Source organism: Bacillus sp. SRL337 (assembly GCF_984799155.1).
The window spans coordinates 4,013,363-4,026,002 of record NZ_OZ481793.1; the positions used below are offsets into that span (position 1 = coordinate 4,013,363).

The 12,640-nt window shown below is 42.0% G+C and carries 14 protein-coding genes; 10 read left to right on the forward strand and 4 right to left on the reverse strand.

Annotated elements, in window-relative coordinates; translation table 11 throughout:
- Positions 1-2: 2 nt before the first annotated feature.
- The 3 genes from istB (AC4E8A_RS20270) to istA (AC4E8A_RS20280) all read right to left on the reverse strand — a co-directional run bounded on the left by istB (AC4E8A_RS20270) (position 3) and on the right by istA (AC4E8A_RS20280) (position 2,300).
- On the reverse strand, positions 3-761 hold the full coding sequence (istB, locus tag AC4E8A_RS20270; RefSeq protein ID WP_490195592.1) for an IS21-like element helper ATPase IstB: 759 nt from the start codon (positions 759-761) through the stop codon (positions 3-5).
- On the reverse strand, positions 758-1,078 hold the full coding sequence (locus AC4E8A_RS20275) for a hypothetical protein (RefSeq protein WP_490195593.1): 321 nt from the start codon (positions 1,076-1,078) through the stop codon (positions 758-760). The genes istB (AC4E8A_RS20270) and AC4E8A_RS20275 overlap by 4 nt, the downstream gene beginning before the upstream one ends.
- Before the next feature lie 148 nt (positions 1,079-1,226).
- Positions 1,227-2,300, reverse strand: coding sequence for an IS21 family transposase (gene istA / locus AC4E8A_RS20280; RefSeq protein WP_490195594.1), 1,074 nt, complete (start codon positions 2,298-2,300; stop codon positions 1,227-1,229).
- Positions 2,301-2,394: 94 nt separating this feature from the next.
- Between istA (AC4E8A_RS20280) and AC4E8A_RS20285 the strand changes: the two genes are divergently transcribed.
- From AC4E8A_RS20285 to istB (AC4E8A_RS20330), 10 genes are all read left to right on the forward strand, one after another.
- Complete coding sequence (locus AC4E8A_RS20285; protein ID WP_490195595.1) at positions 2,395-2,604, forward strand: hypothetical protein; 210 nt, start codon at positions 2,395-2,397, stop codon at positions 2,602-2,604.
- Complete coding sequence (locus AC4E8A_RS20290; RefSeq protein WP_490198949.1) at positions 2,600-3,112, forward strand: DUF6431 domain-containing protein; 513 nt, start codon at positions 2,600-2,602, stop codon at positions 3,110-3,112. The genes AC4E8A_RS20285 and AC4E8A_RS20290 overlap by 5 nt, the downstream gene beginning before the upstream one ends.
- Positions 3,113-3,149: 37 nt before the next feature.
- On the forward strand, positions 3,150-4,505 hold the full coding sequence (locus AC4E8A_RS20295) for a DDE-type integrase/transposase/recombinase (protein WP_490195596.1): 1,356 nt from the start codon (positions 3,150-3,152) through the stop codon (positions 4,503-4,505).
- The gene (locus AC4E8A_RS20300) at positions 4,498-5,298 is read left to right on the forward strand and encodes an ExeA family protein (protein WP_490195597.1); all 801 of its coding nucleotides are present in this window, start codon (positions 4,498-4,500) and stop codon (positions 5,296-5,298) included. The genes AC4E8A_RS20295 and AC4E8A_RS20300 overlap by 8 nt, the downstream gene beginning before the upstream one ends.
- Positions 5,295-5,534, forward strand: coding sequence for a DUF5348 domain-containing protein (locus tag AC4E8A_RS20305; RefSeq protein WP_490195598.1), 240 nt, complete (start codon positions 5,295-5,297; stop codon positions 5,532-5,534). Before AC4E8A_RS20300 ends, AC4E8A_RS20305 begins: the two co-directional genes overlap by 4 nt.
- Before the next feature lie 210 nt (positions 5,535-5,744).
- Positions 5,745-7,292 (forward strand): IS21 family transposase, encoded by a 1,548-nt coding sequence (istA, locus tag AC4E8A_RS20310; RefSeq protein WP_490193399.1) that lies wholly within the window; start codon positions 5,745-5,747, stop codon positions 7,290-7,292.
- On the forward strand, positions 7,289-8,044 hold the full coding sequence (gene istB, locus AC4E8A_RS20315) for an IS21-like element helper ATPase IstB (RefSeq protein ID WP_490198756.1): 756 nt from the start codon (positions 7,289-7,291) through the stop codon (positions 8,042-8,044). The genes istA (AC4E8A_RS20310) and istB (AC4E8A_RS20315) overlap by 4 nt, the downstream gene beginning before the upstream one ends.
- Before the next feature lie 681 nt (positions 8,045-8,725).
- On the forward strand, positions 8,726-10,000 hold the full coding sequence (gene istA / locus AC4E8A_RS20320; protein WP_490195599.1) for an IS21 family transposase: 1,275 nt from the start codon (positions 8,726-8,728) through the stop codon (positions 9,998-10,000).
- The gene (locus AC4E8A_RS20325; RefSeq protein ID WP_490195600.1) at positions 9,997-10,179 is read left to right on the forward strand and encodes a hypothetical protein; all 183 of its coding nucleotides are present in this window, start codon (positions 9,997-9,999) and stop codon (positions 10,177-10,179) included. Before istA (AC4E8A_RS20320) ends, AC4E8A_RS20325 begins: the two co-directional genes overlap by 4 nt.
- On the forward strand, positions 10,176-10,901 hold the full coding sequence (istB, locus tag AC4E8A_RS20330; RefSeq protein ID WP_490195601.1) for an IS21-like element helper ATPase IstB: 726 nt from the start codon (positions 10,176-10,178) through the stop codon (positions 10,899-10,901). Before AC4E8A_RS20325 ends, istB (AC4E8A_RS20330) begins: the two co-directional genes overlap by 4 nt.
- A gap of 677 nt (positions 10,902-11,578) precedes the next feature.
- Here the strand turns inward: istB (AC4E8A_RS20330) and pseI are convergent.
- Entirely contained in the window at positions 11,579-12,631 is a 1,053-nt protein-coding gene (pseI, locus tag AC4E8A_RS20335) for a pseudaminic acid synthase (RefSeq protein ID WP_490195602.1), read from the reverse strand.
- Positions 12,632-12,640: the final 9 nt, after the last annotated feature.

The window sequence follows — 12,640 nt, forward strand, 5'->3', positions numbered from 1 at the left end:
TTTTAATTATTGAATAGTGCTTTTCTGTATTTCATCCTAATACTGTCTTGCTCTTCGCTAAATGTTAAAATTTCACTTCGATGAAGAAGACGGTCTAAAATGGCTGTGGTAAGCGTTGGGTCTCCGAGAAACTTTCCCCATTCTCCAGGGCCTTTATTAGAGGTAAGGATGAACGCTGCCTTATCATACATTTCATAAATAAATTGAAAGAATAAGTGGGCATCCTGAGGCTCATATGCCATATACATGACATCGTAAATGATTATTAGATCTGAATTCATGATACGCTTATATCGCATCTTCGATTTTCCTACATACTCCCTTGATTTTAGGACATAGATCAAGCGATCCATGGCTATAAATGACACCTGATATCCTTGTTCGATGGCATGGATGCCAAGTGCTGTTGAAAGGTGAGTTTTTCCAGCGCCAGTCGGTCCCATCATAATAAGGGTAAAGCATTCATCCACCCAAGAGAGCTGTTTTAAAATATTCAGTTGCTTTTCTCCAATGGCAGTCTGTTCTTCCAGACGAAAGGTTTCGAATGTGAGGAATTCGGGGAAATCTGCCCATTTCATCAATTTCTCGATATTCTTTCGCTCCCTGCAACTCAATTCATGCCGTAGAATTTCATGGATGAACTCATAGTAGGTCCAACCCTTTGCTTCTGCTTCTCTTAGGAGGTCAGGCAGCTCTTTTGCCGTTTCAGCCAGTCGTAAGGAGCGACACTTATCCTGAAGGATTTCATAGGGGTGGCTCATCTTTTTCCACCTCCAAGCACGCTGAGATAGATGTCCTCTTTTCGTTCTGGGGCAACCAAATCTTTATATTTCTCATTTAAGAATCCATCTGCATTTCCTATCTTTCGGTTCTGGATTTCCAAAGAAAGGGCGATGTTTCGTAAGTCGTTAGCACTTGTCAGCCGAAGGCGTTTCATTTCGTCAATAGCTTCCATATCGAGGTCGGGATACTTTAAGAGGACTGCCTGGACCACTTTCAATTGGTCAACCAAATGTCTTGGATAGTGCTCAGCTAACAGTTCAATAAGCCAATTTGCAGTTGTCTTATCATCCAACATTCCTTCTATCTGCTGGATTAAAAGGTCACGCTTTGTGTGATTTCGCTTTCGGTGTGAAGGATCAGATATAACTTCTCCCTTTCCTTCTGCGAGTCTATGTTTTGTCAAGACATTACCGTTTTGATGCAAGCGTATGTATAGATACTCCTCATCGCTTTCGACATAGGCAACATTTGGGGCGCCTTTTCGGGTACGTACCGATAGGTACGCTGTAGCGATTACCGTCAAAACGAATGACATTGTCTTTGTTAATATCTCTTGTTATACTTGAGGTGAAGATGTTTTCAAAAATATAAGTACCAGGGACCTTTTGAAGGTGTTGCTTTTCCAGGGCGTGCACCTCAACGGGTCTCTTTTTTGTATTATGATGAATTTTATAGTTCCCGGTTCGCTTCAACCATTTCATGGAGGAGTCCTGCCAATCAATTAAGTTATCAAACGTTCGGTTCTTCGCGAAGTTATGTTTTATATATTTCACCACCTGTTCTATTTTGCCCTTGGACTCGGGGTCCGACTTTCTACAAAGATAAACCTTGAACCTCCTTGCCTGTTGATATTTAGTGAAATCGACAGTCATGATTAAATCCCCTGAATTCTCGCTGATTGCGAGTAACCGGTCTTGGTCATAGACCATTTCAATGGACATTCCTCCAAAATGCCGGAAGGCATTCTCATGCATTCGGATAAGGTCATTCGCCCGAAAGGGCCGGTCCAGCCACTCTACATACTTGAATCGTGAGTGTGCCAGTACAAATCCTATAAAGTACAGCCTTTTATATGTTCCTCCAGTAGTAAGAACTTTTGTTTGCCCAAAATCAACTTGAATCTGCAACCCCATGGGTAGTTCAGGAACAGCACTATACTCCCTTGATGGCGTCATTTTGGGAATATGATAAACTTCACGCAGCTCATTCACAAAATTCCTCACTGTTCCTTCCGAAACAGAACTGACATCTAATTTTTCCCCTAGCCAGTCCAATACCTGTGCTCCTGAAAGGTCCGGGTGTTCTTTGAGCCATCCTAGAATCTCCTCATGAAAAGGATCAAGCTTTTTGCTTCTACTTTGTAATGAAGCGACAAATAAGTAAAATTCTTCTGGTGTCATCTTTCCGTAATCAATCACCCTGTTCCTTGATATTTTTAATTTCCTGGCAATCGCACTGTTTGAAAATCCCTCACTGCGAAGCCTATGAATCTCGTTATAAATCGACAACTTCTCCACTTCCTGTCCTCACTTTCTATAAACTACTTAAGTATATAGAAAGAGGTTATAGTAAGGTAAACTGTTGAATCTTATTTGTTGAAATCTGTTGTTAATGCTGTTTAAAAACGTCCATATGTTGACGGTATTGTTTGTCCGGGGATTGACGGATATAATGTCCTTAATCACCCTGAAGAAAGGAAAAGACGCCTTCCATGATGCCGGCCATTACCAGTGGCGCGACGGAAGACGTCCCTCAAACAATATGATTGTTGTAAATGATTATATCATAGTGGAATCCGCCGATAAAGGCGTTTTTTATTAAATGTGCAGAAAAGGTTCCTTGTCCCTGTTGTAATCAGCAGGACTTCAAGGTCATTGGTGCAAGGGAGAGAAAGTTAAAAGATGAGAGAGGCATGGCCAGAACGTTTATCATCAGGAGGCTGCGTTGCCAGCAGTGCAACAAAATTCACCACGAGCTTCCTGACTTAATGATCCCATATAAACGATACGCTGCAGAAGTCATTGAGGAAACCATTTTCAAAACAGCCCACCTGACGGTGGCAGCATATGAATCTACGATTTACAGGTGGAGGAAATGGTTTTCTACTTTGATTGATTACTGGTTGTTTATTCTTCAATCCTTACTAATTCAATTTGATCAGAATGAGACCCCAATGGTCGACCTGTCCAGTCGCCTGTTGCCTGTACATAAACGAATTGGACAATGGTTCGGCACAGCAAGTGGATGGCTGGGGAAAATTGTCCATCCAGTTGCAAATCATCATTTTTGGATACATACCCGTTCTGCGTTTTTGTCCGCTTCTCCATGATTTACACTTCAATTATCAAGAAAAAGGAGTGTTAACAATGGGTAGAACAAAAGCAGAAGAAATGGCAACGAATCGGTTTCAAATGATTGCGCCGCTATTAGAAGAATTGGATAAGCAGGAGCGAGGAAGACTCATCAAGCAAATCTGTCTTCGGAACGGACTTTCAGACCGTACCATTCGACGCTATATCTCTCAGTTTAAGGAAAAAGGCTTTGAGGGCTTAAAACAAAAACCTTATCGTTCAGTTCCAGAAGAACTACATGATCAAGTGCTTGAACAGGCTATTTTACTGAGACGTGAAGTGCCAAGTCGGAGTATCGCCTCCATTATTCAAATCCTAGAGTGGGATGGTCTAGTAGAAAAAGGGGTATTGAAACGATCAACACTGCAGGAGCGTCTTGCAAAACGTGGTTATAGTGCACGACAAATGAAGATGTATCATGAAACATCTGGAGCTGTCCGACGTTTTCAGAAGTGTTGTCGGAATGCCTTATGGCATTCTGATATTAAATACGGACCATATTTACCGATTGGACCGAACGGTACGAAAAAACAGGTATATATGGTAGCTTTTTTAGACGACGCGACTCGATTTCCTCTTCATGTGGCATTCTACCCTATGCTTGATGCACGTTGTGTTGAAGATGCTTTTCGTGAAGCTGTCAGAAAGCATGGGGTTCCTGAAAGTGTTTACTTTGATAACGGTAAGCAGTACCGCACAAAATGGATGGCCAGAACCTGTTCCAAGTTAGGTACACGGCTTCTATATGCCCGTCCTTACTCGCCTGAATCGACAGGTAAAGTAGAACGTTTTAATCGCACATTCGAAGAGTTTTTAAACGAGGTGAAACTAGAAAACCCTCAAACAATTGAAGCGTTAAATCAATGGTTAGGTGTATGGCTTGATGAGCGTTATCTTCATAAGCCGCATTCAGCTTTAGAGAAAAACATCACACCCTTAGAAGCTTATCGCAGTGAAGGGACGCCCATTCGTCACGTTTCTGCAGAAGAGCTCGCTCACGCATTCCTGCATTCAGAAACAAGGAAAGTCGATAAAGCCGGCTGTATCAGTTTTCAGGATGAAAAATATGAAGTTGGTATCAATTTCGTTGGTTGTAAAGTTGAGATTACCTATGACCCTCAAGACACTACTGAATTAACCCTAGATTATCCAGGGTTTGATAGTTGGAAAGCAAAAAGAATGGTGATTTCAGAGAGAACAGGAAAGAGACCATCTCTTCCGGAGAAGATGATAAAGGAACCTGCCGGTTCTTCAAGACTTCTCCAGGGAGCTAAGAAACCTAACCAGGCAAGAAAGGCAGCCGCCATTACACCTTCTGTCCCAGCCGTGAGTTTCCGTCATATCAGCAAAGGGGGAACGAGTCATGTTTGAGTCCTTCTTTGAGATGAGCCATACGCCATTTTCCCGCAGTATACCAACGACTGAACTCTATGAATCTACTCAGCTCGAAGAGATTATTGGGCGACTGAACTATGCCGCAGAACGTCAGCTTTTCGCTATCATGACTGGTGAGTGTGGGCTTGGAAAAACGACGGCTATTCGCAGATTTACAGACCAACTGGACCCATCGCATTTTAAGCTGATTTATTTATCTGACTCGAAGCTAACACCACGTCACTTCTATAAAGGAATGTTAGAACAGTTGGGCCTCGAAGCAAAGTTCTACAGAGGTGATGCCAAGCGCCAATTACATCGCGAAATCGAATTAATGAAAGGTATTCACAAGATAACGCCTGTGGTTGTGGTCGATGAAGCCCATCTGCTTGATCGTGAAATGTTAGAGGAAGTACGTTTCCTTTTAAACTTCCGTATGGATGCCCAAAGCCCCATGGCATTGATTATGGTCGGACAGACTGAGCTTTGGGATCGCCTTCAGCTTCAGTCCTTCGCAGCAATCCGTCAGCGCATTGATATCCAGTTTAAGCTTGATCATCTTGACAGAGCAGAAACAGAGCAATATATGAATAAGCATTTGAGCTATGCCGGTGTTGAACGAGATATTTTTAGTGATCTAGCCCTTGATGAGATTTTCAGCTATTCAAGTGGTGCATCACGACTGATCAATAAACTGGCGACACATTGTCTTCTGTTCGCAGCTCAAAACGGTTCAAGAATCATTGATGACCGTATGGTCAAGAAGGTGATTGAAGGAGAACTTGTATGAAGAAAAGTCGTTGGAAGAGTATGTACTTTGATGAGACACTTGATTGTTGGATTGTTAATTGGGGAGATCAAAAAGGTTACAAACTGAGGTGTGGCGAATGGTTTGAGCTGAACCTCGGTTATGGCAAGGTATTGTCATGCCGGCTTGAGCTCGGCAGAGATTGGTATATCATCACCGGCAGTCATGAAGTCCGTTTTTATTTGAAGCAAAATGAAACCTATAAGGTAGATTTATAGAAGTTCTGGGGAGGCCTTACAAGCCTCCCTTCTGTATTGATTATTGCAGTTGAAATGAGCCACTTATGCGGAGTTTTGAGCCAGTCATTGCGGAGAAAAGAGCCACCCTTTGCGGAATGCGTTGCCACTATAAATAGAATAGAGAAAGGCCTCCTGTATAATTATCTTGCATGCCAGCAAGCATGACATTATTATACAGGAGGCTTTTTTATGGTTAATTACCGTAAGATTTTGGCACTTCACTTTGAAGAAGTCAGTCAAAGAACGATTAGTTCAAGCACTGGGCATTCAAGGAATACAGTTTCAGATGTCGTTCAACGTGCCAAAGAACTGGGTGTAGAAAGCTTGAATGACACCATGACCAATCCATGGCTAGAAGCGTTTCTCTTCCCAGAGAAACAGGCTGTTGAGAAAGGGTACTTTCCAATTGATTGGGAAAGAGTGCATAAGGAACTACAAAAGAAGAATGTAACCCTGTCCCTACTGCATCACGAGTACTCGACAGAGGCACGTGAAGGTGGAAAGATCCCCTATGCCTATCGTACTTTTTGTGAGAACTATGGGAAATATGCGAAAAAGTATAAATTGACAATGCCTATTCGAAGAAAACCAGGTGAAGTCATGGAAGTAGATTGGGCTGGAACTACACTGAAGATTAATGATCGTTCAACAGGAGAAACGCTTCCGGCGTATGTTTTTATTGCGACCTTACCTTATAGTCAGTTCAGTTATGTTGAAGCCTTTTTAGATATGAAATCAGCTAATTGGCTTATCGCTCATATTCATGCATTGGAGTATTTTGATGGAGTTCCTGAAACAATGGTTCCCGATAATTTGAAAACAGGGGTTACGAAAGCACATCGTGAAGAGCCTCTTCTAAATGAAGCCTATCGTGAAATGGCAGATTACTACCGTACTGTCATTGTTCCAAGCCGTGTTCGACGGCCAAAAGATAAAGCAAGTGTCGAAGGCACTGTTGGATATATTTCCAGGCAGATTATCGCTCCACTAAGAAACTATCAGTGTTTTCATCTTCAAGATTTAAACCAGAAAATCTTTGAAAAGTTAGAAGAAATCAACGCCACTGAATTTCAAAAGCGACCAGGTTCGCGTAAAAAGGTGTTTGAGGAAGAAGAGAAATCCTACCTTCAACAGCTTCCTCAAACAAGGTATAAACTTGCGGAATGGAAAACAGCAAAAGTTCAACTGAACTACCACATCCAAGTTGATCGAATGTATTATTCCGTTCCATATGATTATGTCCGAGAGAATGTCGATGTTCGACTGACCACGGATTTAATTGAAGTTTACTTCAAAGAAGTCCGGATTGCATCCCATAAACGACAACATGGTGAAATTGGCCAGTTAGAGACCAATCCAGACCATATGCCTGACAATCACCGATTATATTTAGATCATAATCCAGAAAATAACCGGAAGTGGGCAGAAACAATTGGTCCATCTATGACTCAATTTGTCTCTCATATCTTAGAAATGAATGTAGAGAAAAAAGCATTAAATAGCCTTAGCACACTGAGGAATATAGCTAAGAAATACCCAAATGAAGAAATAGAGAAAGCAACAGAAACCTTACTTGAAATTTCAACAAACCCAACGGTTTCTGTCTTTAAAAGTGTAGTAGAAAGAAATAAGAAGAAAAAACAAACTAAAAAAACGGATATTAACAGACCTCGCACTACATCTGACGACTATGGATTTGTCCGTGGAGCTAAATACTTTGGGAGGGATACAAAATAATGAACCAAGAAACTTTACGTAAACTAGTAGAAATGAAAATGGGTGCGATGGCGGAATTATATCAACAGCAAAAGCAGAATAATGATTATAGGGACATGGATTTTGATGATAGATTCAATCTCCTGGTAGATTATGAATATGATAGACGTAAATCGAATCGACTTGAACGACTAATTAAACAGGCGACACTCAGCGAACCAACCGCAGCCATAGAAGATATCGAATATCATCCGGGTCGTAATCTAGACAAGAATCAAATACTAGAGTTAGCAACAGGAAATTACATTCAAAATCACCATAACATCATTTTAATGGGTGCATCCGGGAACGGAAAAACGTGGATATCTAATGCCTTTGGGGTACATGCCTGTCGCCAATTTTATAAAGTGAAATATATAAGGTTACCGGAATTACTGGATGAATTAGCTGTAGCAAAGTATGAAGCAGATGGCAGCTTCCGTAAGTTAATTCAGAAGTACAAAAAGATTGATTTATTAATCCTGGATGAGTGGCTACTAACAGAGCTCTCAGAGGAGAATGTACTACATGTGTTGGAGATTATTGAAGCAAGGCTCAAAAGAGCCTCTACTATTTTCTGTTCCCAGTTTTCACCGGAGGGATGGCATTCAAAACTAGGACAGGCACAAATAGCAGATGCGATTCTTGACAGAATCGTCCATGATTCATATAAGATTCTAGTTGATGGTGAAGTTTCGATGAGGGAACGCCATGGATTGCGGGTATTTAAATGATTCCGCCAGCAGTTGAAAACCGTATAGCTAGATATTTTCTGCATATGTATTTACCTGATAAGGTACAGCAGGCTGTAGAGGAAAAACTATTACCCTCCTGCATTTGATAGATCAGGATGAATTAGTTCGTTGGGCTATTGAGATTATTGATCAGGAATTGAGAGATAAGAGATTCAAATAATAATATAAACAACCATTGGAGCCAGTGAAGTTCCAGTGGTTGTTTATATTATTAGCTACATTAATACGAGTGGCTCTCACCATCGCACTTAATGGCTCAGTTGCCCGCAAATAGTGGCTCAAATCTCCGCACTGATGGCTCAATCTGTCCGCAATACTCATTCTGTATCATTAAGTGGCAATAAATCCGTCAAGTGTAGGACAAAAAGAGCCGTCAGTTACAGGACATTATAGAGCGTCATTAACAATCTGTTTAGCCTTATTTGTGGAAAACTGTTAATTCTAGTTTATCGTTTACAAGGGGATATAGTGTTCATTTTTATTGAGCAAAAAGTGTTAACTTTAGTTTAGCGTGTGTAGTGCAAAATAGAAGTACAGAGTTATGAAACGAAAAAGTACATAACGCTGCACTGTGCGAAGGCACAAAAAAAAGACTTGCCAGTCTTCCAAAATCTCTCTACCGTAATTGGTGTCGAATCAATAAGGTGGAGGTTGAAAGGAATGCTGGCAATGTCTGAAGTAAATTGTATCAAAGTTTTACGGAATCAGAAATCATTATCTATCAATGCAATCCATAAAACGCTAGGGATTAACTGGCGCACGGCGAAAAAGTATGCCGACGGCGAGGATTTGCCGAAGGAGAAGGCAGTTAAAAAAGAAGGCATGATGCACGAGGAACAATGGGGCGAAATTGTAGCCGATTGGCTGTGGGAAGATGAAAAATTGAAGAAAAAGCAGCGGCGGACCAACAAAAAGATGTTTCAGGATTTGAAAGCTATGGAGTTTCCAGGCTCATACCGGACCGTCTGCTATTTCATCAAGGAGTGGCGCGAAGGTCGGGAAGATCTGGAAGAAGAGACACGGGACAAGAACGCGGAACGACTGGAACACCCGCCGGGTGAAGCGCAGTTGGATTTCGGGTTGATGGAGGCGGTGAAAGAAGGAAAGTATGTGGATGTTCACGCACTCGTCTTGTCACTTCCTTTCAGTAACGCCGCTTACGCAATTCCATTGCCAGGCGAGAACCAAGAATGTTTCCTACAGGGAATGAAGATGATTTTTAATCAATTGGGAGAAGTCCCACGGAAAATTCGCATTGATAACCTGAAAGCCGCTGTCATCCGGCCACGCGGTCGTCATGAAGAGGCCGTCTTTACAGATGAGTTCCTCCGCTTCGCCAATCACTACGGATTTGAGCCACAGGCGTGCAATCCGGCAGCTGGCTACGAAAAAGGAAATGTAGAAAACAAAGTAGGATATGTCCGCTACAATTTTATTACGCCGGCGCCCGTCATCGAAAACCTGGATCATCTGACGGACCTGCTTAAAGACCAATTGGAAAAGGATCGCGAACGCATTCATTACAAGAAACAGGTGCCAATCAAAGAGCTATTGGAAGAGGAGTCTCAGTACCTTCTCGCTTTGCCTGAAGAAGAATATTCCGTGTTCAAGGAAGAGAAGGCGAAAGCGAATAAGTATGGCGAAATCCTTGTCGATCAAGTGTGCATATACATACCGAAAGGCGCTAACTTTTCACAGCTGTCCGTCATCAAATACTGGGACCGGTTCAAAGTCGTCTCTCCTCATGGAGAGATTCTGTATGATGATTTTCGGCCATATATGCATCGGAATCGGAAGATTCCTTGGGCAGGCATTTTACGTGCTTGGCTCAGTAAGCACGAGCCGTTCCCTACTCCCGTTTTGCCCCTTATTTGCCGGGACGCATACGGAAATACCTGGCGATCACGGATCTCGCTATTCGCAAAGAGCGCATGAGATGGCTTATTGCCACACTTGTGCTACATGACATGGAAGAAATCAGTGAACGGTTCTATGAGCTGTTAAGTGAACAGACCTTGGAGATGAAAGAGCCGGCCGGTCACCCATTCGATGTAGACTGGTCGATTTATGATCGGCTTCAATCCCCTAGCCCCGCTGGAGGTGTGACAGAATGACCAGTGAACTGAAACAGATGTGTAAGAGCCTGCGGCTGGCGCATGTCGCCGACATTTATGGATCCATCGCCTTTGAAAATAGTGCGCAATTTGTGGAGGCCCTTCTGAACAAGGAGTTGGAGCTGCGGGAAGAAGCGAAAGCAACGCGGCTGATCAAGAAAGCGAAATTCATGCAGGAAAAGACGCTTACGTCTTTTGAGTGGAGTGAAAAAATTCATTTCCCGCATCAGCTCGATTCAGAAGAACTCGTCAAGCTTCACTTCATCGAACGAAAAGAGAACCTGATCTTCACGGGATCCACCGGACTTGGCAAAACGCATCTGGCCACCGCGATGGGTCATGAAGCGTGTCGAAAGGGTTTTGAAGTGCGGTTCTATCGGGTTTCAGACCTCGCAGAGGTCTTGGAAAAAGCATGGGCCGAAGGGAAATGGGGACAGTTCCGAAACCGATTCAAAAAAGTGGATTTGGTCATCTTGGATGAGATGGGGTACGTGCCTTTTAGCAAAGAAGGGGCGGAGCTTCTCTTTCAGCTCATTTCGGATTGGTACGAGCAAACGAGTCTCATCATCACGTCAAACTTGGAATTCAGCCAATGGAATCGCGTGTTCAGTGATCCCCGGCTAACAGCGGCGCTCGTCGATCGAGTCATCCATCACGCACATATTTTAAATTTTACAGGGGATAGTTTTAGGGTTTCGAATGCACTATCACGGCAAAAATAAATACAAAAAGGAAGGCTGGCAAGCTTCTGTACTTTCCATTGCATTCTTCTGCACTTTTCTATTGCATTACACATTTAGCGTTTACAAAAGGTCCATATACTTACTGAACATCATTGTTTGTTGTTGTTGAATCACTGGAAACCACCCACTTAATATTGTTAGTTCTATTATAAAGTAAGGCTTTATTAGCGGGTAGTGTTCTTTTTTCTCAATGTTGATTGGAGTGGAAGGTGCACGATCTCCTGCTGGACTAGCGGGACAGGTGAGACCCTTCAGGCGAAGCCGAGGACGCTCAACGCCCGCCCCGCGGAGTCGTGCACCTGGAACGGAAATCAACACTAATTCGTGAAACCTGAAGTGAAAAAGGCAGAATCGCTCTTTTAAGTGAGCGATTCTGCCTTTTAGATCTTTATTGGACTTTTTCAGTGCCCTCTTCATAATGGGTGGTTTTTTATTAAGTCACATTCAATACACTTTAGTTTTTCTTTTTTACTATATTACTATATTACCTATAAATGGATGTATATTCAATCGGCAATGATGTTCTCTGAACATATTATTTTGGGCTAGTTATGAAGATAACATTTTATTTTATTCAAACAGTAGCCACGTAACAACTTATGGGACATAAGAACTTTTAACCTAAATAATATATTGAACTGTTCATTTATGTATGATCACAATATATGATTCCAATCAAGTGGCGTTCCTTTTGATACATCTCTTTTTATGGTTTTGCCCATTAATAATTCTAAATACTTAGGGGGGAGACCTAGACCTGGACGGATAATACCTATATTTTTTTTTGTTAATTGTTCACCAGCCCGTAAATCTTCTTTTATATAGAGAGAACGACGATATCGAAGAGATTCCTCTTCTGCTTTTGTTGGACCATAATGGATTATACCACGACTTCTCCAGGCTCTCTCAGTTTCCTCAACCAATACTTTTAGTTCTCTTGGCTCTAAAGAGAAGGATGAATCGACCCCTCCTTCTGCACGTTCGATTGTCAAATGCTTCTCTATTACTACAGCACCAAGTGTAACAGCTGCAATCGCAGCACCAACGCCCATAGTGTGATCTGATAATCCTACTTGTGTTTGAAACAAGTTTTTCATGTGAGGAATCGTTAATATGTTTGAACTTTCTGGTGATGCAGGATATGTACTGGTGCACTTCAGTAAAATTAACTGCTCATTCCCTTGGGATTTGACCGCCCTTACAGCCTCATCTATTTCTGCCACAGTAGCCATACCTGTTGAAATTATAACAGGTTTTCCTGTTGAAGCTACCTTTTTGATCAGTGGTATATCAACGTTTTCAAAGGAAGCAATTTTGTATGCTGGTACATCAAGCGTTTCCAGAAAATCAATTGCTGTTTCATCAAAGGGGGAACTGAAAGCTACCATCCCGTGCTTTTTACACCTATTAAAGATTGGTTCATGCCATTCCCAAGGAGTATATGCTTCGTTATATAATTCGTAGAGTGATTGTCCTTTCCATAGATTAGACTCACTTTCAATAAAGAACTCGTTCGTACTCAAATTCAATGTCATTGTATCAGGAGTGTATGTCTGTAATTTCACTGCATCCGCCCCTGCTTCTGCTGCAAGATCAACTATTTTCAACGCACGCTCAAGTGACTTATTATGATTTCCAGACATCTCCGCAATAATAAAAGGTTTATTTGAATCACTTATATATTTTTCACCAATCCTTATAGCAGCCATTGATAGCTC